Annotated in this window: 16 protein-coding genes; all 16 read right to left on the reverse strand. The window is 69.5% G+C overall.

Annotation, left to right across the window (positions count from 1 at the left end; translation table 11 throughout):
- Positions 1–58: 58 nt before the first annotated feature.
- The 16 genes from AC3WS4_RS16050 to AC3WS4_RS16125 are packed head-to-tail and all read right to left on the reverse strand — an operon-like array spanning position 59 to position 23,462.
- Complete coding sequence (locus AC3WS4_RS16050; RefSeq protein WP_492739247.1) at positions 59–3,760, reverse strand: DUF6519 domain-containing protein; 3,702 nt, start codon at positions 3,758–3,760, stop codon at positions 59–61.
- Positions 3,761–3,771: 11 nt separating this feature from the next.
- Positions 3,772–6,045, reverse strand: coding sequence for a hypothetical protein (locus tag AC3WS4_RS16055; RefSeq protein WP_492739246.1), 2,274 nt, complete (start codon positions 6,043–6,045; stop codon positions 3,772–3,774).
- Positions 6,038–9,085, reverse strand: a complete 3,048-nt coding sequence (locus tag AC3WS4_RS16060; RefSeq protein WP_492739245.1) for a putative baseplate assembly protein — start codon at positions 9,083–9,085, stop codon at positions 6,038–6,040. Before AC3WS4_RS16060 ends, AC3WS4_RS16055 begins: the two co-directional genes overlap by 8 nt.
- Positions 9,085–11,607 (reverse strand): baseplate J/gp47 family protein, encoded by a 2,523-nt coding sequence (locus AC3WS4_RS16065; RefSeq protein WP_492739244.1) that lies wholly within the window; start codon positions 11,605–11,607, stop codon positions 9,085–9,087. Before AC3WS4_RS16065 ends, AC3WS4_RS16060 begins: the two co-directional genes overlap by 1 nt.
- On the reverse strand, positions 11,604–11,963 hold the full coding sequence (locus tag AC3WS4_RS16070) for a GPW/gp25 family protein (RefSeq protein ID WP_187142184.1): 360 nt from the start codon (positions 11,961–11,963) through the stop codon (positions 11,604–11,606). Before AC3WS4_RS16070 ends, AC3WS4_RS16065 begins: the two co-directional genes overlap by 4 nt.
- Positions 11,960–12,298: a hypothetical protein gene (locus AC3WS4_RS16075; protein ID WP_056350627.1), complete on the reverse strand. Its 339-nt coding sequence runs from the start codon at positions 12,296–12,298 to the stop codon at positions 11,960–11,962. Before AC3WS4_RS16075 ends, AC3WS4_RS16070 begins: the two co-directional genes overlap by 4 nt.
- On the reverse strand, positions 12,295–12,813 hold the full coding sequence (locus tag AC3WS4_RS16080; RefSeq protein ID WP_492739243.1) for a phage baseplate assembly protein V: 519 nt from the start codon (positions 12,811–12,813) through the stop codon (positions 12,295–12,297). The genes AC3WS4_RS16075 and AC3WS4_RS16080 overlap by 4 nt, the downstream gene beginning before the upstream one ends.
- Entirely contained in the window at positions 12,810–13,967 is a 1,158-nt protein-coding gene (locus AC3WS4_RS16085; RefSeq protein ID WP_492739242.1) for a hypothetical protein, read from the reverse strand. The genes AC3WS4_RS16080 and AC3WS4_RS16085 overlap by 4 nt, the downstream gene beginning before the upstream one ends.
- On the reverse strand, positions 13,964–14,269 hold the full coding sequence (locus tag AC3WS4_RS16090; protein WP_056350622.1) for a hypothetical protein: 306 nt from the start codon (positions 14,267–14,269) through the stop codon (positions 13,964–13,966). The genes AC3WS4_RS16085 and AC3WS4_RS16090 overlap by 4 nt, the downstream gene beginning before the upstream one ends.
- A 13-nt stretch (positions 14,270–14,282) precedes the next feature.
- A complete protein-coding gene (locus tag AC3WS4_RS16095) occupies positions 14,283–14,936 on the reverse strand; it encodes an SH2 domain-containing protein (protein ID WP_056350620.1) in 654 nt (217 codons plus the stop codon).
- Positions 14,933–18,451: an eCIS core domain-containing protein gene (locus AC3WS4_RS16100; protein WP_492739241.1), complete on the reverse strand. Its 3,519-nt coding sequence runs from the start codon at positions 18,449–18,451 to the stop codon at positions 14,933–14,935. Before AC3WS4_RS16100 ends, AC3WS4_RS16095 begins: the two co-directional genes overlap by 4 nt.
- Positions 18,448–18,711, reverse strand: coding sequence for a hypothetical protein (locus AC3WS4_RS16105; RefSeq protein WP_492742881.1), 264 nt, complete (start codon positions 18,709–18,711; stop codon positions 18,448–18,450). Before AC3WS4_RS16105 ends, AC3WS4_RS16100 begins: the two co-directional genes overlap by 4 nt.
- Complete coding sequence (locus AC3WS4_RS16110; protein WP_492739239.1) at positions 18,699–20,591, reverse strand: ATP-binding protein; 1,893 nt, start codon at positions 20,589–20,591, stop codon at positions 18,699–18,701. Before AC3WS4_RS16110 ends, AC3WS4_RS16105 begins: the two co-directional genes overlap by 13 nt.
- Entirely contained in the window at positions 20,588–21,865 is a 1,278-nt protein-coding gene (locus AC3WS4_RS16115) for a Pvc16 family protein (protein WP_492739238.1), read from the reverse strand. The genes AC3WS4_RS16110 and AC3WS4_RS16115 overlap by 4 nt, the downstream gene beginning before the upstream one ends.
- On the reverse strand, positions 21,862–22,782 hold the full coding sequence (locus AC3WS4_RS16120) for a hypothetical protein (protein ID WP_492739237.1): 921 nt from the start codon (positions 22,780–22,782) through the stop codon (positions 21,862–21,864). Before AC3WS4_RS16120 ends, AC3WS4_RS16115 begins: the two co-directional genes overlap by 4 nt.
- Positions 22,779–23,462 (reverse strand): hypothetical protein, encoded by a 684-nt coding sequence (locus tag AC3WS4_RS16125; protein ID WP_492739236.1) that lies wholly within the window; start codon positions 23,460–23,462, stop codon positions 22,779–22,781. Before AC3WS4_RS16125 ends, AC3WS4_RS16120 begins: the two co-directional genes overlap by 4 nt.
- Positions 23,463–23,464 lie beyond the last annotated feature (2 nt).

A 23,464-nucleotide genomic window follows, 5' to 3' on the forward strand; every position in this document is an offset into this window, starting at 1 on the left:
GGAACATGGCCGATTCTCGCAGAAATTTCAAGAAAATTCGTGAAATCCGGCGAGAATTTCAGGGTCGATTGTCGCGGCGCAACAGAAACTCCGGCGCCCGGATCACGTTGTTCGAGGACACATTCTCGACCAGATTGTCCGACGCGACCCACAGGAAATGGCTGGTACTTTCGAATTCGAGAATCGGCTGCACCGCGATGCCGATCCGGCCGACCGAAATGCGATTGTCGGCGATCTTGAGATAGGTGCCGATGTCGCCCCACACCCGGATGCCGTGCTGGATTGGCGTCCTGGCGCCGCGCCCCGCCCAATCGAGCGTGTTGCGCTGGATCCGCAGCGTATCGACATTGCCGACGAACAGTCCCATCGACACATAGACGTCGTCCCCCGGCTTGCGCAGCGACAGGTGATTGTCGGCGATCGAGACCGTGCCGGCCCGGATCATTTTCGGGTCGTTCCGGCTGACCCCGACATGGACACCCCGCAGGAAACCGAAAACCTTGTTGCCGCGAATCGTCACGGTGGTGAGCGTCGCGCCGCCGCAGGTGATCGCCTGCCGCGCGTAACTGGGCATATCGCTGGTGAAGCGGCCGAACCATGCGACCGCGGTCGGCAGCGTTTCGCGGAAGCGGTCATTGGACGCCATCAGCGAAGCGAGACGCTGAAGATAGCGGATCAACGCCCTGCCAGTATCGACATTTTCGGGCGGGGGCCGCAAATCCAGCGCCTTGTTCCAGTCGCCCTGGCTGATCGGCGAATCGAAGCTGACCGCGACCGACCCGACCTGCACGGTCACCTTGCCGCCGCTCGCCGCCTCGCCGCGCGCGCGTTCGGTGCGCGCCGCTGGCTCGCCGATCAGCACCAGCGAGCGCTTCACCTCGTTGTCGAGGGCCGCCATGCGCGTGTCGCCGATGCGCGTTCCAAGCGTGCGGATCGCGCGGCGAAAGGTCGGCGCCCGGTCGGCATCGGCGATGACGACATCGCTGAGCCGCTTGATATAGGACTGGACCCCCGCGATCGTCCGGCTTTCATCGGAACGCGGCGGCTCGGCGGTATAGAGGGCTTCCCATTCGGCCTGCGGCATCGGCGATTCGAATTCGGCGACGAGCGTCCCGACGCGGAAAAAGCGCTTGTCCCCGCGACCCTCGGCTTCGACCTCGGCGGCATTGGCGACGAGCAGGTTGATCACATGCTTGCGCCAGCGCGCATTTTCGAGCTGCTGCCCTGGTGTCAGCCCCGCCTTGCCGGCGACCACCGCCAGTTCGTTGTCGGCGATGACGGTGCTGACCGCATTGGTGACGAGAATGCCGTCCTGCGCCAGTCCGATCGCGAGCCGGTTGTTGGTCACATGCACCGAATCGAGCGGCTTTTCGTCCGATCCGCGGATCGCGAGGCCGGTGCGCTCGGTCTCCGCACCGCCGCCGCAGCGCAGCGACAGCCCCGAAACTTCGACCGTCGGTGTATCGAGGATCGTCACCACACCCTGGCGGAACTGGATCTTGCCGATTGCTCCCGATCCGTCGGGCGCCGCGACATCGAGGTCGCGCAGCGTCACGCTCTTGCACCCTTCGAAATGGAGCGCGCATTCGGCGCGCCGCGCGACGATCCGCGTCCCCGCACCGGCGCCATGGATGGTGAGGTGCCCCTTCCCCGTCAGTTCGACCCGCGCGTCGGTTTCATAGGTGCCGCGCTGGAAGCAGATGGCGGCGTCCTCTTCATCCTTGATCGAGTTCAGTATCGCGACCCAGTCGCTGCCTTCGGTGATGACATAGGTCGAGCAGCCGACCTGCGTCAGCGTCGCGAGCTTTTCGATCGCTTTTTGCACCGTATTCTCGCCCGCCAGCGCCGGGGTGTTCACCGGATCGAACGAGGTCGCCGCGGCGGTGCTGAGGTTGGCGTCGAAGTGGATCGGCAGGTGGGTCGGATTGCCCGCGGCGTCGAGCAGGCGCGCGATGACGCGCTGGTTCGGCATTGCGGCATCGAGCGACCAGTCGATCGTCGCGACCCCGTCGGGACCGGTGGTCGCCTTGCGCATCTTCAGATTGTCGGCCTCTGGACCAAGGCGACCGTCGCCACCGGTGATCTCGAACTCGACGTCGAGTCCCGGCAACGGCGTCTTGCCCCGGATCACCCCGACGCGCAACGGCGCCGCGAGCGGCAGGCGTGTCGCTGGCGCGAGCGGGTTCGGCATCGCCTCCTGCCCGTCGCCGCCAAGGTAGAGGAAGCTGCGCAGCGCGGTGAGCGGCGGGAAGATGTTGCGGCAATCGCTGCCGACCGACCATGTGCCGTTCGCCGCGCGGTTGACCAGCGCGAGCGCGGCATAATGATGGACGATCCCCCTGGGCGGCAGCAGCGCCTCCGCCCCCGTCGCCTCGTCGGCCGGCCATTCGATCGTCGCGGCGAGCGAGCGCGCCGGGATCTGCCAATGGTCGCCGGTCGCGAGCCGTCCGGCGGCGAAGAAGACCTCGATCCCCTGCTCGACCGCCACCCAGCCGCCGGGCACGATGTCGACCGGCAAGCCACCCTCCCAGCGCCGGACGATGCCGCGCGCCGGCAGTCCGCCAAGGTCGGGGGCGCCCGATCCGTCGGTGAGTGCGACGAGCGTGTCGGGGTGGCGTATTTCGCCCAGGCTGGCGCGGGTGCCGTTGATATCCGAAAGGCGCGCGAAGAAGCCCGGCTGGCCGCTGAGCAGCCGGGCCTCGTCGACGATCTCGACCCAATCGTCGCGCTTAAGAGCGCTCGGCTCGTCGGGGCCGAGGCTGTCGAGGATCAACGCGCCATTGTCGATTTCGGCATAGCGCGCCTCGCGCGTGCCATTGTCGCGCGACCATTTCCAGCGCCCGCCCGCCGCGCCGCCATTGTGAACCTCGATGCGGTAAAGATGGTTTTCGAGGCTGCGATAGCCGCCGGTCGCGGGGAGCGCGCACGGATCGGCTACCGCCGCCGCGGCGCGGGCGCGCGCCGCCATCCGCCCCGCCGCCGCGGGGCCGAAGGGCGACCAGCCGGGGGCGAAGCTGGTGCAACTGATCGGCGCGGTCGCCGCATTCGCCGCGATCAGATCGGCAAAGCTCGCGAATTTGACCTGCCAGACGATCTGGTCGCGGATCGCGGTGTCGGGGCCGCCGAAGGCGCTCTCGCGGATCAGCGGATCGTCGGCGGCGGTGACCGGCCGTTCCCAGACGTCGAGATAGGCGAGATAGTCGCCCTGCGCCTGAGGCAGCGCATTGGCGGGCCAGAAGGGCTGACTTTCGGCGCTGCGATACAGGTCGGCGGCGATGCCGTTCGCCGCCGACAGCGCCGCCGCGGCGTTGAAGGTCTGGAGACCGTCGACATCGTCGAGCAGCGTCGCGACGCGCACCGCCTGCGCGAGCGTGTTGCCCGCGAGCACCAGATAGTCGCCGACCGCCACCCGCGCGCCGCTGTCGACGCGCCAGCGCGTCGCCGCGCCCGCCCCCGACTGCCGCGTCAGCGCCAGCCGAACCGGCGCGGCGTGCGACAGGCCGATGCCGTCGACATAGGCCTGCCCGCCGCCGATCAGCAACGTCTGCGCGCCCGCCCCGGCGAGGATGGCGAAGCCCGGCGCATCCTCCGGAAAACCGCTGGCGCCGATCACCGAGCGCGCGGTGGTGCGCAGCGCGCCGCGGTGGATGTCGCCCTCTTCATTCCAGTCGGCGTCGGTGAACAGCCGCCCCTGCTGCATCCGCACGCTGCTGTACCCCTTGGCGGGGCGGAAGGTGTCGCGGGTGAAATCGCCAGTCATCGTCTTTGTCCTCAGGTCTGGAACAGGGGTGCCGCCACCAGTCCGAACGGCAGATATTCGTCGAGCATGTCGTCAAGATTGGCGCGCCGGAACGGCACGCCGGCGCTGAAACCGGCGCCCATTTCGGCGCCGCCGAAGGCGCCGGCCGCGACCGCATCGGGACAGGCGAGCGCGAGCTGTCCGAAAGCGCTGGCGGGAAAAGCGCTGGCCGTGAAGATCGGCGTCACGCTGCGCGCGAGGCGCCGCTTCTCGGCTTCGGGCAAGGGCGCCGGGGCGCCCTGCTCGGCGTCGGCGATAACCATGTCGGGCTGGCACCGGTAGCGGCGCGGGACCCGCGAGGTGAGCGGCGCGTAGCAGAAGCGCACGCAGCCGCGCTGGCGCTGCGCGGCGCGCGCGGTGCCGAGGAACAGGCTGTTCTCGGCCTCGATCGAGCGGACTATGGTCCGTCCGAAGATCGTGCTGCGCGCGATGTCCGCGTCCGCGGCGGACGCATCGACCGCGAGGGCGAGCAGGTCGGGATCGGCCTGAAGGTCGCGATCCTCGCCGACAATCGAGTCGGCGACGTTGAGCCCGCCCCCTGCCGAACCGAGCGCGAGCGACCCAACGATGCTGTGGTCGACAGCGATCGCCAGCTCGCCATTTTGCGAAAGGACGCGCAGCCCCTTGGCCAGCCCCGCCGCCGAGGCGCCGATGGTGCAATGGCGCAGATCGAGCGAGCCGAGCGCACCCGCCATGATCGCCACCTCGCCCTCGACCAGCAGACCGTCGAGAATGAGCCGTCCCGCCTCCTGCCCCGCCCCCGGCGCGATACCGCGCACGCGCAGGTCGCCGCGGATATGCGGGCGGCGATACATCGGCGCGAGCGCCGTGAGGTCGCGTTCGATCACCCCGCCGGCGCGTTCGACGGTCGGCCAGGCCATCGCCGCGATCGCCAGCCGCGCGCCCGCTGGAATCTTCAGGATATGCGCGGCATCGCTGAGGTCCTCGGCATAGCTCGCATTGTCGAGCATCAGGATCAGCCCGCGCGTGCCCGCGCCCGACGCCGCATTCCAGCGGGCGATCGCTTCGGCGAGCGACGCGACCACCACCCCGCCCTGCAACGGGTTATCGGTCTGGTCCTCGGCGCGCGCCGAGACGCCGATCACCCACGGCGCTGTAGCGCCTTCGACAAAGAGTTCCTCACGCCAGGCGGCGACGCTGGCCGTCCGGTCGTAGGGCCCCCCGCCGATGGGGAACGGCGCGGCGAAGGCGCAGCTCGTCTCGACGCTCTTGCCCTGATCGCTGGCGTGGAGCGCGAGGCGGCCAAGTTCGGGGTCGAACAGGACGTGCCCGGCCTGTTCGGGCCGCCGCCAGGTCGGGTTGCCGCCGCCATCGTCACGCGTTTCGAGGTTGCAGCTGTGCAGCCGCTCGGGCGGCACCTCGGCGCCGCCGAGGCGGATACGGAGCACCGGCGCTTCGTCGAACCAGCCGCTCTGTCCGCCGTCGCGGAGCCGGTTGAGGTCGCGGTGGAGCAGCCGCCGGTCGAGCGGCGCGGGGACCATGCGCATATCGACGCGCCCGGCGATCGAGCGGTCGGCCTTGGGCCGGTTGAACAGCGCGCGGTCGGCGCCGAGCGGGTCGAAATGGCGGAAGCCCGGGCCGATCGCCGAGGCGCGCGGCACCAGCCCGCCGACATAGCCCGCCGCCGCGTTCGACAGGAAGCCGAGCGGAAAGGCGTCGAGCCGCCAGATGAACAGCCCGACATGCGGGATCGCGTGGCGCCCCGACAGGCTGTCCGCGGGTCCGGCGGCAGCGCTGTGGCACGCGGTGCCGAACGCCCCTTCGGTCAGCCGCGCGGCCTCGGCATCGCGGATCGACGCGGTGCCGAGCGCGCCGGGGCGGACATGGTTGACGTGCTGGCTCCAGATCAGCGTCTGGAAAAATTCGACCGCGACGACCGGCCAGCCGGTGACGTCGCGCGCGATCTGTTCGATCGCGGCGGCGGTGCCCTTCGCCTGGCGATAGCCGAGGGTGTTGGCGATATAGCTGCGCAGGCCCACCTCGCCGGCGCCGAAGCTGCGCATCGGCCGCGCGCCGATCAGTGCGCCGAGATAGGGGATGACCCAGGGTTCGCAGCTTTCGATGAACCAATTGTCGTAGAGCTGGTCGAGGTCGCGCTCGACCACCGCGAGCTCGCCGGCGAGCAGCCCCATCAGCGCTTCGAGCGCCCGGCCCTCGCCGGCGTCGCGGTTGCGCAGATGCTGTGGCAGCAGTTCGATCAGCGGCACGGGCGGACGATTATGCACGGGCGGCCTCCACGGTCAGCGCGATGCCGGCTTCGAGCAGGGTGACGAGTTCGGCGGCGGCGAAGTCGGCGTTTTCGGTCGCGGCCAACAGCCGCGCGCCCTGTGCCGGGAGCACGGTCGCGAGGCTCGCCGCACCGACCGGCGCACCGCCATCGACGATCAGCGCGAGCTGGTCGAGATCGACCCCGACGACGCCGGGCACCGCCTGCAGCGCCGCGATGACTTCGGCGGCGCTGACGACCTGTCCGATATTGCGGCGCGCGAAGCCGAAGGTGTCGAGGAGCAGCGCCCTCGCCGCGAGTTCGACATCCTCGGCGCGATGGTCGGCGTGGTGGAACAATCGCGCCGCCAGCTGGAAGAAGCGCCGCGCCGCGGGCAGCACGACGAGCCGGTGCGACCGGTCGCGCGCGGCGTCGGCGGCGGCCTGGAGGTTGGCGATGACCGGCGCGTCGTCGTCGAGAATGACGTCGCTGGTGCCGGTGATGCTCAGCAGGACGAGCTGGCGGCTGCCCGACCAGAGCTGCGCCGCCAAAGCCTTGCCGACCCCGGCGAAGTTCGCGGCGAAATCGCGATAATCGATCAGCGAAACGATGCGGCCCAGTGTCTTGACGTCGCGCGGCGCGCCCTGGCGAATGTCGGCGAGGCTTTCGGGCGCGGCGCTGCCGCTCGCGCGGCTGGGGTTGACCACCGAGCGGATGCCGAGCGGGCGGGTCTTCAACTGGATGATCGCCTCGTCGGCGACCTCGCCCGCGAGGCCGATGCCGGCGCGATAGCTGGCGATGATGTTGAGTTGTCCGGTCGGCAGCCGGCTGCCGCGGAGGCCGTCGCCGAACTGCACCCATGTGTTGCCGTCGTCCTCGCCGCGCACCGCATAGACGCGGTCCTCGGGTCCGGCGTCGTAAAGCGTCGCGACCTCGTGCCACAGCAGCCCGTCGACGCGGATGGCGAGCGACGAGGCGCGCCCGGTCGGCGTCTCGGCGCTGACATAGGTCAGCGGCGCCTTGGTCAGCTTGAAGCGCTGGAAAATCTGCGCGGCATCGCCCGAGCCCAATTGCTCCTCATAGGTCTCGCCATGAGTCGCGGCGGCCATGTTGGCGTTCACGGTGACGGTCGGGCGGCGATAGCTGTATTCGGGGCCGCTCTTGAGCAGCAGCCGGGTGAAGCCGCCGATATGGACGACGTCGCTGACCGTCAGCGTCTCGCTTTCCGCGAGGCCGTCGGCGTCGCTGCGGTCGCCGGCGATCGAGATCGTCTGGCCATCGACGAGGTCGAGATAAAGAGCGTCCAGGTCGATCGCGTCGGCGCCCGCGGCGATGTCGTCGCGGATCGGGGTACCGGCGAGGGCGAGCGGCGCGCTGGCGCCGAAGAGATGCGCGGTGCGGAACAGGAAGTCGTTGAGCGGCGACGCGTCGCCCGCCGCGGGGATCGTAAGCGCGCTGCCGTCGGGCTGGCGGAAGCTGACCCCGCTGCTCTTGCCGGTGAGCGCGAAGTCGGCGCGCGATTGCGTCGCCACCGCCGCGACGCGGAACACCATCGCCTCGCCGTCGGGCGTCTCGATCGCCGCCCAGCCGTCGGGCACGATCTCCTTCACCTCGCGTTCGAGGAAGACATGGGCGCCGGTCAGCAGGTTGCCCTGGCTGTCGGTCCAGATCGCCACGTCGGCCGAATCCCAGCTGGCGCCATGGCCATGACCGGTGGGGAGCGAGGCATATTTGGGCGCGGCGGAGCCGAAGAAGCTGCAATCGTCGCGCAGCACATAGAGGCCCGGCCGCGCTTCGGAGGTTTGCGGCGCGTCGACCTGTTTCTGGCGGCGAACGAGATGCATCAGCTTGACGCGCGACCAGGACTGGCTCTTGACCAGCGCGGTCAGCGCGGGGCCGGTCCACACCGCCTGGCGCACGACAGTCTTCACCGTGTCGCTGGTGAACGCGAGCCGCACGGTCGGCATCGCCAGCCGTTTGAAACGCGGCGAGCGGCGCCCGGGCGATCGTTTCACCGCGTCGGGCGTTTCGCCGCCGCGCGTCGCGATGAGCCGGGTGACGCCAAAGTCGCGATCGTCGATCGCGCTGACCACGCGCAGCGTCGAGGCCGCGACCTGCCGCGTGTCATCGGCGGCGACGATGACCCCGACAACGACGATACGCTGGCCGGGCCGCAGCCCCAGCCCGGTGCCGCGCAAATATATCTCGTCGACCGGCAGCGCGCGCAGCACCGGCTCTACCTCGGGATTCAGCGCATGGGCGGCGATCCGTTCGGCGAGTTCGCCGGCGAGGTCGGTGTCGCCCTCGATCGGATGATAGGGCGCCAGCGCCGCGACGTCGCTGAACAGGCGCGGTGCCACCTGCCCGGGTTCCAGCGGCTCGCCCGGCACCGGCAGCTTGAAACTATTGTCGAGGTCGAAGAGGAAGATATTGCCGTTGTCGGCATGAGCGGGATTGCCGCTATCGTGGAACAGCGCCAGCGGCTGCTGGTAGAGCGTGCGCGCCGGCATCGCATTCCATTCGGCGCGCGCGGTGATCGGGGCGACGGTTTCGAAGACCTGCGGCAATTCGCCCTTGCGCGTCGGCACCGACATCGCCTGGACCCCGATCGGGATATCGACGGCGCGATAAGGGTCATCCGATGCCTCGACGGTGAAGGACAAGGCGACCGACGCCGCGACCCCGGGCGCAGGCTCGTAGCCGATCATCCGCGCCATTTCGACGAGCGAGCGTCGCTGGGTCGCGGTGCCGACATAGGCTTCGTTGGCGACGCGCTCGCTGTAGAAACTGAGCACGTCGAGCGTCGCCGCGAAACCGTCGAACAGCGCGATCGTCGGATCGTCGGTCGCGCGCGTGCGCAAATCCGCCAGCGGCTGGAGCGCGGCCTTGCTGTCGGGGTCGATCACGGTCTGGCGCGGCAATTGCCACAACATACGGTCGATGAATTCGGGATAGGTGCCGATGCGATAGGCGATCGAGGCCAGCCCCGGGCGGTTGTCGGGGCGCTTTTCGTCGCGATCGGTCGCGCCGCAAATATTGGCGGGGGGCTTGTGCGCCATCAGCGTCCTCCCGCCATCAGAAAGGCGATGCGCCCGAAATCGGGGAAGGTCGGGTCATTGTCGAGCCGCGCGACCTCGTTGGGTGCGATCGGAATTTCGGCGTCGTCGGCAAAATCGATCGCGGGCTGGTCGAGCCGCCCGAAGCGGCCCTTGACCGACCCTGCCCCGTCGCGCGTGCCGATCCATTGCACCCCGGTCACCTGCATCGCGCGCGCGATGATCGGCGAGAGCAGGATATTGTCGCCGAAGCTGAAATTGTCGGGATGAAAGAAGCCGGGCCGCCCGTCGCGCATCAGCCGCGCCGAGAAAATGTCGAGCAGGTCGCGCTCGACATCGCCAGCATAATGGTCCTGGCAGACGCAGACAAAAAGCCTGATGTCGAGCGGCACGAAGCGCGGCGGCACGATTTCGAGGTCGTGGCCGGCGAGGCGATAGCCGGCGAGATGGTCGCGCAGCGCGCCTTCGAACGCCTCGTCGACCGCGCCGCCGCCGCGGCGGTCGATCGCGAGGAAGATGGTGTTCCAACTGCCCGTCCAGCGCCGTTCGCCATAGGCACGCTGCACTTGCGCGTGCGTCTCGGCGGCGGCGACATAGTCGGCGGGGGTGACGGCGCGGCGTTGTTTGCGAAAGTGCTGCGGAGCGGCGATGCGGATCGCGGCGGCGGGTTCGCGGTCGCGGCCGCCGATACCCGCCAAGGGATTGCGAACGCCCGCGATTGCGCCGCCGTCGTCGGTCACGACATGGGCGATCGCGTTGATCCCGATGTTGCCGCGCCGACCGCCGCCATGGCGGATGCGCGCGGTCATCGCGGCGCCGTCGGTGGGGCGCCGCCCCGCCGAGCCGTCGCCGAAGCGCGCATAATGGGCGGCGTCGGTGGCCTCGATGACGAATTCGGGGGCGAAGGGATCGGAGGCGAGCAGGTCGGACACCGCGCGCCAGCTTTCGCCGTCGCCGGCCAGTTCGACCGCGGCGAGCGGCTGGCCGGCGGGCGCAAGCGCCGCGCGCGCGGACTGACCGCGCGCGGCCTCACCATCGTAGCCGACGCCATGGACAATCGCGTCGGCGGCAAGACGGTAGCGCAGCAGCGCGCCGGGGCCGTCGTCGGGCGCGAGGCCCGAGCGGTCGGGGCCACCGACCGCGATACCGTCCTCGCGCGCCTGGGCCGGGGTCAGCCCATAGTCGATCGTGCGCCCCTCGTCGGCGAGGATGATGTTGCCATGCGCCAGCGCGCCATTGGGGGTGAGGTTGAGCGGGAAGGTCAGCGCGTCGTCGGCGAACCAGTGGATGCGGACCAGCGCCTTGGCCATCACCGGATCGACGACATCGACCGGATCGGCGGACAGCCGCACGAGCTGGCGGTGCGCCGGGTCGGGCGGGTCGGCCTCACCGCCGCCGAAAGGGATGCGTTCCTTGAACAGGATGAGGTCGCCGCGCGCGAGGCCGAGCGCGGCGCGGGTGCCGACGAGGAAGGCGGTCGTCGACCCGGCGGGCAGGCAGCAGGCGGCATCGCCCCAGTCGTGGAGGCGCATCGCGTTGCGCGCGACACGCAGCGAGCGCAGGTCCTGCAGCGTTTCGAAGACCAGCGCGCCGCCGCCGACCAGTTCCTCGAAAATCTCGGGATCGCGCGGCTGGACCGGCGCGAAGGTCGCGGGAAGGTCGGTCGGGCTGGTCAGCAGGCGGGTGCCGACGGGCAGGATCGGCGGCTGCCCCGCGGCACGCGTGACATTCGACCGCGCGGTGACCATCACCGGCACCCGCGCATTGCAGCCTTCGGACGCGCTGTAACCGAGCAGCCGGGCGTGGCGGAGGATCGACTGGCGCAGCCGGGCGCGGCCGAAAAACGCCTCGGTCCCCACCGCGTCCTGAAACCAGCTCGTCTGGTCGGCGGCATAGGCCAGCGCCTCGACGAGCGTGACGCCAAGATCGGCGGGGCTGCGTTCGGTCCAGCCCGGCAGGCTGACCGCCATGCGGTCGAGCATCAACTGGCGGAAACTGTCATAATCCTTGGCGAGATAGTCGATCGGCGGGCCGAAGGCGCGCGGCGCGCCGGGCCCATCGGGCGTGGCGCAGTCGAAGGCCGAGGGGCATTCGGCCTTGAAGCTGAAATCGAGCGCGGCGAGCATCGGGTCGAGGAAGGGCGGCACCGTGTCATTGACCGCCCCGAGCCGCACCGACAGCCGATAGGGCGAATAATCGCCCGCGGCGTCGAGCGTGAGCGTCAGGCTGTGCGCCACAGGCCCCGCCGCGACGTCGGTGACGCGGATGCCGGTGACGCGGGTGCCGCCGTCGATGCGGAAATTGTCGGCGTCGAGCAACGGCACGTCCGCCGCGAGAACGCCGTCGTCGCGCAGGAAGACGAGCGTCAGCAGCCGCTGGCGCAGCTCAGGAGTCGGCGCGTCGCGGTCGACGACCTCGAGATAGTCGATGCCGTTGAGCAGCACCCCGCCGCCGGTGTCGATCGCAGCCTCGGCCACGCGCTGGCGGCGACGCTCGGTGCCGCAATATTGGAAGGCGGCGGTCAAAACACCTGCTCCACGGTGACGACGCGCTCGCGCGCCTCGTCGAGCGGACGGTAGCGGACGGTGATCGCGAGGCGGCTGTCCTCGGCGGCGGTTTCGACCCCGCGTACCTCGATCGCGCCCGACAGCCATTGTTGCAGCGCCGCCATCACCATATGCTGCGCCGCCGCCGCGAGTTCGGGCGCGTTTTCGGAGAAGATAAGGTCGTTGACCCCGGCACCGAAATCGGGGCGGTTGACGCGCTCGCCGCGCCGCGTGAACAGCAACAGCTCGATCATCTCGCGGATATGCGCCTCATGCGCCGCGCCCGCGGTGCCGCCATTCGCGTCGATGCGATAGGGAAAGCCGAAGTGGGTCATAGCGCGAGCACCTTCGTCTGGACGCTCGCCCACACGACCGGACCCTGCGGCGCCTGGGTCGCGGCGATGCCGAGGTCGCCGGGGTTCATCTTGAGCGCGGGCTTGCCCTCGACCATCACTTTGCTCGACGCACCGAGCAGTTGCAGCGTGACGCAGGGCGACGGCGTCGGACCCGCGGGAAGCTGGAACGGGCAGCCCGCGACCATGCCCTTGTCGCCCATCACCAGCGGCGGCGCGCCAACGACCAGCACCTTCGACGCCGACGACAGCAGGGTGCCGGGGATGGCATGTGGGCATTGGGCGACCGAGGCCATGGTGACGAGCGGGATCGTCATGGCAATATCTTCAAATTGGCGCCGTTGATCGACACGCCGTCGATCGCGAGCTTCACCGTGCTGGCGCCGTGGGTGATCGTCAGCCCGGTGGCATCGGCCTCGATCTTCGCGGGCCCCATCGCGGTGGTGAGTTCGAGCGTCAGCGTCGGGGCGCCGGGGATGTCGAAGATTTCGAGGCTGAAATTCTCCCCCTTCCACGCCTTGGTCAGGAAACCGACCGGTCCCGGCGGCGCGGGGGTGTCGCCGAGATCCCAGAAGCCGCCCGACCAGATCGGATAGTCGGGATTGCCGCCCTCGAACTCGACCCACACTTTCGCGCCCTTGGGCGGGATGGCGTAGAGGCCGACACCGGGGCCGGCGCCGGGCAGGCACGGCATCGCCCAGGCGAGCGTGCCGTCGCCGAGCACCCCCGGCACGCTGACCTGGATGCGGCCGATGCCCTGCAGGTCGGCGGGGTTTTCGACCGTGCCGCGATATTTGCCGTAAAAGGTCGGGCAGGCGTCGGCGGGGTTCATGGCAGCACCATCGGCGCCATCGGCAGGCGGTCGCCGCGGGTCAGCATGAACTGCTGCTCATAGCTGCCCGGCCTGATCAGGTGGCGGACCTCCGACACCTTGTAGAGCCCGCCATAGCTGAGCCCGGCGCCGCGCAGGAACACCAGGTCGCGTGCCTTGAGCGCGGCGTTGTAGCGGGTCGAATCGAGGGTTCCCGACACGGTGAAGGCCTTTTTCGCGCCTTCGTCGATCTTGGCCTGGGCTTGCCCCATCGCCTGGCCGATGTTGAGCCCGGTGGTGGTGATCGGCTCGCTGCGCGTCGAACCGAACCGCGCGACGGTTTCGGGGATTGCGCCGAGCGGCGGATTGCTGCCGACGAGCGCGATCACCGGCATTTCGACCCCGGTGATCCGGTCGAGCACCTTGGTCTCGACCGAGGTCAGCACGGTGTCGTCCTCCGACGTCGTGACGTCATAGGCGTCGGACCCCGGTCCCATGTCGACCGTCAGCGTGCGTTGCGGCACCCCCGGCTTGACCGGCGGCCCCCAATAGAGGGTGTTGATCCCCGGCACCGGGCCGGGGTCGATATAGGTTTCATAGCCGTGGCGGCGCGCCATCTGGTGCAGATAGGCCCAGTCCGAACAGCTTTGTTGCGGCACCCGGTCGATCGGGATCGGCGGGTCGATGAATTTGGGCGGCAGCACCATCGGCAGCATGCCGAATTGCGGATAGGAGACCGCGATCAGCGTCGCGATCATCGTTTCGTCCATCGCCGGATGCTCGGTCTGCTTGACCTCCTTGTCGAGTTCCATGCTGAGATCGCGGCCGAACAGCGTCAGCACCCCCGACCGCGAACCGTTGCCCGGCGTATATTCGCGCTTGGTCACCAGCCCGTCGAAGATCACATAGGGAATGACGTCGAAGATCATGGTGACGATCGCGCGGCAGCCGCGCTGGAGTTGCGGGTGCATGATCAGCGGCGATTCGAGGAAATCGGTCGGACCGGTGCGCCCGGTGTTGATCGACAGCTTGAAGCCCGATTCGGTGGTGTCGGTCAGCTTGACCTCGAGGTCGGCGATCGCATTCATCACGTCGGCGGGCGCCGGCAGCGCGACCGGGCTGGGCCCGATCAACAGGTTGAGGCGGATACCGAGGATGTTGCCGAGCAGGCTCATCCGGCTACCCTTCCCGTCCCCGGCACCGGGATCAGCGTGATGTCGCCCGGCTGACCGGGCAGCGCCGCGGGATGGGTCACCCGGTTGGCATCGGCGATCATCCACCAGGCGGTCGGGCTGGCGAGGTTGCGCCAGGCGAGCAGGTCGATGCGGTCCCCGTCGACGGCGCGGTGGCGCGTCGCGATCAGCGTGTCAGCGGGGTCGGGCAGGATGCGCGGCAGCACGTAACGCACCGTCACCCCGTCGCCGCGGTCGGCGGCGAGCACCGGCTGATGGGCATAACGGCTGGTGAGCGTGAACATGCGGTGTGGCCTTTCAGAACAGTTTCACATCGCCGCCGAGCATCGCGCCGACATTGTCGACGCTGGCGACGGTCGCGAGCACCTCCTTGACCACCTGGTGCGCCATGAACGCCCAGAAGCCGGGGTGGGTGACCGCGAGATCATTGTAGGTGAGCACCTTCATCGACACGGCGACGTCGGCGCGGATCGGATTGAGGTCGGGATCGTGCATCGTCTCGGTGATCGACAGGCTTTCGATCTTCACCGGCACGACGCGTTTCCAGCCGTAGATGAACAGGGTGAGCGGGGCGACCGGCGGGATCACCTCCATCGTGCCGACCTGCAGCAATATCTGGTTCGCCGCGACGAGCAGCGATTTGGGATAGACCAGCATTTCCATCGCCGCGAGATAGCCGGTGATGCCGGCGCCGAGCGGCCCGGCGTCGCCGCGTTCCATCTGGTCGATCAGGTCGAGGCTGAGGTTGGCGCTGATCGTTTCGGTCGGCGGCCCGGCGAGCCGCAGCGCCTCGGCACGCCCGCCCCCGGCCTCCGAATATTGCGGCGTCAGGCTGCGTGAAATCTGTTCGGGATTATATTGGAAGATCGCGACCGAGGCGAGCGGGTTGAACAGGTCGAGCCCGACGATGGCGCCTTTGATCGTTTTGGGGGAGCCGGGGAAGTTGGTCATTTCCCGCTCCCCCGGATCGGGAAAGCCGCGCTGTGCTTGGGCCCGCGATTGGGGCTCCAGTTATAGGGATCCTGACCCGGCAAGGTGATGACGAACGTGCCTTCGCTCTTTTTCAGTTCGGCATCGTCGGGGAAGTAGAAATAGGCGAGCTTGCCGCCGCCTTCGGCGGGGCCGAGGTTGACGACGCGGATCGTACAGGGCTGGTCGCGGATGATGCGGTCGCCGAGGTTGATCGTGATGCGGACCTTCACATTTTCATTGTTGTAGGCGCGCTGCCAGTTGATCCCCGATTCGATGAAGCCCGAACCGACCTTGGGATCGCCGGTGACGACGGTGCCGCCCTTGACCGAGCTGGTGCCCGCGGGCGGCGACGCGCCGCCCTTGCTCTCGGCCTCGCCGCCGCCGCCCGCGATGCCGGGGGTGCCGGTCGATCCGCTTTGCCCGCTGTCCTTGGCCGGCGTCTCGCCGCCCTGCTCTTCGCCCTTGCTACCGCCGCCATCGGCGGCATCGCCCTCCTGTGCCGCCGGTCCGCCGCCGTCGCCGCTGCCGCCGCCTTCGCCTTCACCGTCGGACTCGTCGCCGGCGCCCGTCTTGCACTGATAGTCCTTCAGCTCGACGTCCTCGGCCACCATCTTGTCGATGTCGCACAGCATCGGCTGGATCGGCGCGGGCAAGATCTCCTTGAGTTTTGTCAGGATCTTCTGCGCCAGCACGGTCGGCAGCTTGCGCACCGTGTCGACCGCGAGGATCGCCTTGGCCATGACCTGGCGCGCGGGGCAGCTCTTCATCATCCGCTGGACGAGCCAGTCGAGCGGCGAATAGCCGAATTTCGACGCGACATAGTCGGCCAGCGACAGGATGCAGGTGACGATCGCGCCGACCCCCGCCGCACCAAGCCCGGCAAGGCAGAATCCGAGGCGGACGACCTTGATAGCCTCGACCACCGCGCCGGTGATGCTGGCGATCATCTTGGCACCGCTGACGATCTCGTCGAGTTCGTCCTTGAACGGCTTGATGATCGCGCCGAACTCGGTCTCGATCGTCGCGAAGATATCGTCCTTGATCTGGGTGATGAATTTTTCGGCTTCGGCGGCCTGGGCCAGAAGATCCTCGAGCCCGCCTTCGACCTTGGACTTGATGAAATTGACGAAGCCGCTTTCGATGCATTTGACGACGGCGGAGGTGGTCTTGGCGATCACGATCTTGCCGATCGTCATGAAGACCGCCTTGGCGACCCGCATCGCGGCCTGCGCCGCGGGCGAGCTGTTCGACGTCTTGAACGGCGCGCCCTTGAAGGTCGCGTGGAACTTCGCCTTGACCTTTTCATAGGCCTGCGCCGCCTTGATGAACACGCCGCCGAGCGTCTTGCGCAGGACGCCGAAGATCCGCGCGACGTCGCCCACCGGGGTTTCGCCGGCCCAGAACATCATCTTTTCGAGCAGGTCGCGGCCCGCGACCATGGCGTCCGAATCCTTGGGTTTGGGACGTTCGACGCCGAGCGACTTCTTCATCCAGTCGATCGATTCGATGGCGCGCCCCTGGAAGCGGATCTTTTCGCGGACGTCCTTTTTGAAATCCTTGTCGAGTTGGGTCTTGAGGCTGACGCCCTTGCCGGTCCCCGCCGTGCCGCGGCGCAGATTGTTCCAGTTTTCGAGGTTGAAATGGTCGGTCTTGGGCACCGGGGTCTTGCGCTGGACGCGAACGGGCGCGGCCGAACGGGCGAGCGGGCGGCGATGCGCCTTGGGCAGCGGCCGCTTGCACGCCGCCTTGCGGCTCGACGGCGGCGCGGTCAGGCAGCCGATGATCTTGTCGATCTTGGCCTTGGCCGATTTCACGCCATGTTTCTTCGCCTCGGGCGTCTTCATCGCGGCGGCGAGGCTGGCGGGTTCGGGGGCGAGGAAATAGGTCCAGATGCCGCTGTTGATCGGGTCCTTGGCGATCGACCAGCGGCCCTTGATTCCCGGCGGCGAAAAATCGTTGAGCGGCCCCATGTGCAGCCGGATATTGTTGACCGGCCAGTCGCCGCCCGTCTGGTTGGGATCCCATTTGCCCGGGATGTTCGGCATCAGCGTCTGCGGCATCAATTTCGGATTGCCGAACTGGTAGATGCTGGCGCCGCCAGCCGCGCGCGCCTTGTCGCGCACCAGCGTCATGCCGTCGAAATAGCTGTTGATCTGCTCGACGCCCTTGGCGCGCGCCGATTCATTGTGACCGGGCTTCATGTCGGCAAGCTGGATGCCCGAGATGCTGCCGACCGGCGCGCCGGCGGCCAGCGTCGGCGCCCGCCCGCTGCCCGTCGAGGCCCCCGCGACCGCCGCTCCCTTCGCGGCGAAGGCGCAGCTCGACGTTGTGGTGGCATCGAAGACTTTCAGGCCCGCCGCCGCTTTCGGTGCGGTCGGCGGTTCGGTCTTGCCGCAATCGAGCTCGACGCCGGGGACGGTGCCCTGATCGGAGCGATAGAGGTCGGCAAAGCCGCAGAGTCCGCAACCCGCGCCATCGGCCTTGGCGTTGGGCATCATGACCTCGGTCAGGATATTCGAGCCGCTGTTGGCCTTGGCGAGCGCGGTGACCGCGGCATGATGCTTGCCGGTGTTGGTCATCAGCGCCGACACCGGCTCTGCCGCGCCCGGCAGCGTGAATTCGGCGGGGAGCCAGAAGGGCACGCTGGCGCGGCGGACGCGCGCGTGCGCCGCGCTGGCGGGACGGCGGGCCACGCCCGGTCCGACCGGCCCCGGCGCGGTCTGTTGCATCACATGCGCGAGTTCGTGCGCCATCGTGAAGCTGGGCGCGGCGCTTTCGCCGGCGCCGAGCCAGACATGGTTCTTGTAAGTGAAGGCGCGCGCCGAGATGCTGGCGTTTTTCGCCGACGCATCGCCGCCGCTGTGGACGCGCACGTCGCCGAGGTCGCGGCCCATGCGACTTTCGAAAAAGCTCCGCGTCGCGGCGGGCAGTTCGCTGCCGCCGCTGGTCAGCTGGGTATCCGACGCCGCGATGGTTTCGTCGCCGCCGTCGCGGCGGGCCCGGACCTTGCCCGCCTTTTCCTCCTCCGGATCGGCGAAGCGGCGGGCGCGGGGTTCTTCGGACGAGGAGGAACAGGCGCCGCACGCCCGCTGCACCGCGCCGCCGGTCGTCGAGGCATCCACCGGCGCGGTGTCGGGATCGCGCATCGCCATCACCTGCGCGGCGATGCCGTCGGCTTCCTGTTCGTAGCGGTCGCCGACGGGCCCGACTTCGAGCCGCGGCTGGACGCCGCTTTCCTGCTCTTCGCTGTCGCAGGCGGCGCATTTGCGCTGGACCGAGGCCGCGCTCGCCGCCGCATTGGTACGGCGCTGAAGGCCGGGTTCCTTGTCCTCGGCCTCGCAAGCGTCGCATTCGCGCTGCACCGCGGGGATGGCGGCGAGCGAGGCGATCGGCGGCGGTGCGTAGCGGGCTTGCGGCGCGGCGGCGCGCATCACCGGGGGGGCCGCTTTCGGCGCGGCATGGGTCTTCGCGGCGACGGCGTGGGCGGTGCTCATCGCCCCGCCCCCATCAATTGGCCGCCGATCGCGCGTCCCGCCGCATGGCCGAGCGCGGCAGGACCGTGCACCGGCGCGATGGTCAGCGACAGGCGCGAGCGGTCGCCGGTCAGCGTCGCCAGATCGGCGCCGGCGAGCCGCGCCTCGACCGCCGCGACGAGCGCGCGGCGCACCGCCGCCGCATCGCCGGGCGCGACGCCGACGAGCGTCAGCCGGTCGATCGTCAGGCGGATGCGCTGCGGCGCGGTCACAACAGCCATCCCTTGAGTTCGGCGCTGGTCAGCGAGCGCCCGCTCTTTTCATATTCGAGCCGCGCGGCGGACAGGATATGCGCCATGCCGACGTCATGGCCGCGATCGGCGGCGGCGAAGGCGGCGCCCATCGCGACGTTGCGGATCGAGCCGCCCGACAGGTTGAGCTGTGACAGGCGGTCGAAATCGAGCGCGGCGCGCGGGGTCGATTGGGGAAAGATGCGCTGCCAGATTTCGGCGCGCTCGGTCTGCCCCGGAAAATCGAAATCGATGATGAAGCGCAGCCGGCGCAGGAAGGCGCTGTCGATGTTCGAGCGGAAGTTCGTCGTCAGGATCGACAGCCCGCGATATTCCTCGATCCGCTGGAGCAGGTAGCTGACCTCGATATTGGCGTGACGGTCACGGCTTTCGTTGATCTCGCCGCGCTTGCCGAACAGCGCGTCGGCCTCGTCGAACTGGAGGATCGCGGCGCCTTCCTCGGCGGCATCGAACAGGCGGCGGAGGTTCTTCTCGGTCTCGCCGATCCATTTCGACATCATCGACGACAGGTCGATACGATAGACGTCGAGCCCGAGTTCGGCGCCGAGGATTTCGCCCGCGAGCGTCTTGCCCGCCCCCGACGGCCCCGAGAACAGCACGCTGATCCCCAGCCCGCGCCCGGCGCTGCGTTTGGCGAAGCCCCAGGTTTCGTACACGGTCGGGCGGTTGCGGACCTGCGCGATGATCGCCTTCAGCACATCCTTTTGCGCCGGCGGCAGGACGAGGTCGTTCCACTTCGCCTCGCTGTCGATGCGGCGCGCGAGATCCTCCATGCGCGGGCGGGCAAAGCGCCGCGCGGCATCCCAGGCGATGTCCTCGAGCTTGGCCGCGCCCTTCTTTGGCTTCGCCGCCGGGTTGGGCGCGAGCACCGCGAGTTCGGCGGCGACACTCTCGGCGAGTTCGGGCGACACCGGGAAATGGCCGGCGAGCCGCTCGATGGTCCCGTTGAGCTTCTTCGCATAGGGACCAAGCCGGTCGCGCCACAACGGCACTTGTTCCTGCGCGGTCAGCCGCGGCATGTCGAGCCGTACGGTCGGCGCCTGACCGAGGGCCAGCGCGTCGGGCGAACCGACGATCAGCGGCTGCTGGACCAGCGAGGCGAAGAGCGTGAGCGATGCGGGGTCGCTCAGCCGGTCGGCATCGACGAACAGCGCGCCGCCGGTCAGCATCAGGTCGCGGCGCCACAATTGTGCCAGCCGCGCGATATCGGCGGGCGCGCCGGGCAGCACCGCGGCGCCGATGGCGTAGAGCGGCCGCTTCGCCGCCTTGAGCGCCGCGGCGGCGGCCTGTTCCTTGCCGAGCGGGTCGGCGCCGCAGAGTTGCAGCGTCATGTCGGGTTCGCCGACGATGCGCAGCGCGACGGCATCGGCGAGGCGCTGGCGCGATGGCGACAGGGTTGCGGGCGGATCGACGCGGCGCGCCTGCAGCGCCAGTGCCTCGGTCAGCGACGGCGCGTCGACGAGCGCGAGCAGCAGCGCCTCGGCGAGCGAAAAGGGTGTCGCGCCAAGTCCTTCGCGGCTGTCGATGCGGATCAGGCCGAAACCGCGCAGCGGCGCGTCGGCGCCGAGCGCCGACCAGTTCGCGCCGGGCAGTTTGACCAGCGCCAGCCCGAGCGACGGCACGGTGCGGCCCGGGTCGCCGTGCAGCGCCGCGATCCTGTCGCCCGCGACCGGATCGAGCGCGGCCCAGGCCCCGAGCAGCAACAGGTTGCGCCCGAAGGCGTCGAGTCCGAAGCGTTCGGCGATCACATCGGCGCGGGTGCGCGGCGGCGCCGCCTTGCCGCCGTCGAGCCAGCCCGCCACAGCGGCAAAGGCATCGGCGAGCGGCCGCAATTTCGCCGTTGCCGTCACGACAGGTCGACCAGCGGGCCGATGATCCGGCCGAAGTTGGGTTGCTGGGGGTCGATACCGACCTCGGGCTGCGAGGCGAAACCGTCGACATCGACGCGGGCGAGATAATCCCCGGCGACGAGGTCGGTGAAGGCGAAGTCTAGCTGGCTCGCTGGGAAGGCCGCAGGCGCGACCACCTCGATCGCGGCATTGCCGAGCTGGCCGGGGCCGAAGGCGTTGAGCAGCAGGGTCGCCGACTGGCCGGCGCGCAGCGGCGGATCGATGTCGACGGTAACGGTCCCCGAACGCAGCCCGGCAACGCTGCCCGGCCCGGTCGTCGCGGCGACCTGGGTCATAACCGGCAGGATCGCGAAGGCGACGACGTTCGAGCCGCGCCGCAGCCGTTCGGGCATCGCGGGATCGACCGGCGCAGCGACCACCTCAAGCTGATGCGCGCCCGCCCTGGGCACGACGCCGCCGAACAGTGCGGCGTCGAGCGGCAGCGCGAGCGCGTCGCCCGAGATCGCATCCTCATCGAGCGTCAACGGCTGGCCGTCGATGCGCAGGCTGTTGCCGAAGCGGGCGATGCCGGTGCCGGTGAGGTGCAGCGTGCCGCCCCATGGCGCGGGGCCGGTCTGGCCCTCTGATGGTCCGATGCTGCGGATTTGCAGCGGCCCCATCGGCGCCGCGAAGATTTCGGGGGTCGCGACCGGGGTTGGCGGGCCGGGATCGTCCTGCGTCTCGATCGCGACGTTGCGCACGACATAGGTCGCCGACAGCGCATAGGGCACCTGAAAGAAGACCGACCACAGCTTCGACCAGTCCTCGAGCGAGGGTTGTTCGGGTTCGAGACCGATCGCCCGCCCCTCGGCGGCGAGATCGGCGGCGGCCAATATCGTCTGGTTCGCGGCATCGGCGCTCGCCGCCTCCATCGCGGCGACCGACAGGCCCGGCGCATGTTCGAGCGCGAGCGCGGCGGCGCCGTACAGCCGCTCGGGTTCGAACTTGGCGGCATCGCCATAGAAGCTGAGCACATAATGAAGGTCGAGATGGATGCGCGCGCGGGTGCGCTGATTGCCGCCGCCGTCGCGCGACGGGAAATGGTCGTTGCGATGCTGGGTGTTGGGCAGGACGCGGAAGAGGAAGAGGTTGATCAGCGGGCTGCCGTCCTCGGCGAGCTTCGCGGTCGGGGCGCCGACGCGCACATCGGCCTGCCCGACCGCCTGGTTCGCGGCATCCTGCAGCACATGTTCGAGCGTCGCGGTGACCACGGCGAGGGCGCGAAAATTGCTCATCGTCCCCTCCCCTGCGCAAGGAAGGCGTCGAGCGAGGTCGATGTCGGTGCCGATGGCGCGGCGGGCGCGGCGGCAAGCGGCGCAGCGCGAACCTCGACGCTGCCGATATGGATTTCGACCACCGGCGGGGCGGCGACGGGCGCCGGCGAAGCGGCGCGCGGAACGGCGGGATGTGTGGGCAACGCCGGGGCGCGATCGGTGGGGCGCGACATCTCGATGGGCACGATGCGGTTGGCGGACTCGGGCGCGTCATGGTGCGAGTTCGCGTCTCGCCCCGCCGGTGCGACGGTCAGCGGCGGCACCGCATCCGACAAGGCAGCGGCGGGCGGGACCAGACGGTTTTCGGCGTAAATCGGATCGACAGAGGGGGCCGCGTCGAGGGGAGATGGCTGCATTTCCGGGCTTGCGGGAGGCTTTATCGTGGTGCTCCCTACCCGCACCGCAGCACGCGGACGCGCGTGCTCATCGGGCAACGACGCGGCTTCGACCGCCGGGAGGGCCTCACCCGCGACCGGGCGCGGTGCATCGGCGGGCGCGGGCGGCGGGCCGGATGCATGGGGCGCGGGCGCGGCGCGGCGCTGCACCGCTGCCGCAGGGGCCGGCGTGGCGATCGGCGCCGCCGGAATGGCAGCTGGCGACGCGGCGGCGGGCATCGAAGCGGGCGTCAGCGGCACGGATTCGGCAGCCATCGCTGCGGGAGGGACAGACGCCGGCGCGGGCGCCGACACGGGAGAGATCGGCCGGATGGCGGCGGGGGATGGCAGCGTCGGCGGCCCGGGCGCCTCATCCGGCGCGGACGCGGGTTGGGGCAGCCCCCTATCCTCGGGCAGCGGTTCGAAGCGCGTCGGGATGCGCGGCGCCGCGACGGGCATGTCTCCGGTGGCGCGCGCCGCCATGCGGGCGAGCAGGCCGGTCATGCGCGCACCCGCGACAGGTAAAAGCTGCGCCGCGACGCTGTCAGCGCCAGGATGTCGCGTTCAGACCAGTGGAAGGCGTGCGCGAGGTCGGCGACATCGTCGAGCAATCGCGGCACGCGCAGCATCAGTTCGTCCCAGAAAAAGGCGGCGATATCGAAGGCCAGCGCCTGTTCGGCGCCGCACGCCGGGCAGGCGACCGCGATGTCGAGTTCGGTATCGGGGTCGAGATTGGCAAGAATGGCGTCGAGGCGGTCGTCGTCGATCTTGTCGCCATCGGGTGCGATGCGGCTGCGCAGGATTTGCCGCGCCGCCTCGGCATTGCCCCCCTGCTCGCATGCCGCGAGGTCGCCGGCGCTGATCGCGCGGACCGCGACACCATCGACCGTCGCGACAAGGGCGCCCGCGTCCGCCGCGGCGTCGCGCCCGAGATCGGCGGCGGTGAGCGCGAACTCCATCGTCTCAGCGCAATGGGTGCAGGCCTGCGCGACCTCCATCCGCGGCCCGAACTGCGCGGCGCGCAGGGCGAACAAGGCGCGGTCGCGGGCGCCGACGGGCAGCGCTTCGGCCGCATCGCGGGGCCAGCCTCCGGCGGCGAGCAACAACAGCCCGCGGCCGGCGGGTCCCAGCGACGCGCCGCTTTCGCTGATCTCGATCAGCTCCAGGGCGGTGAACCGGCGCATCG

This window comes from Sphingopyxis sp. EU05-FHT14B03 (genome assembly GCF_058790875.1).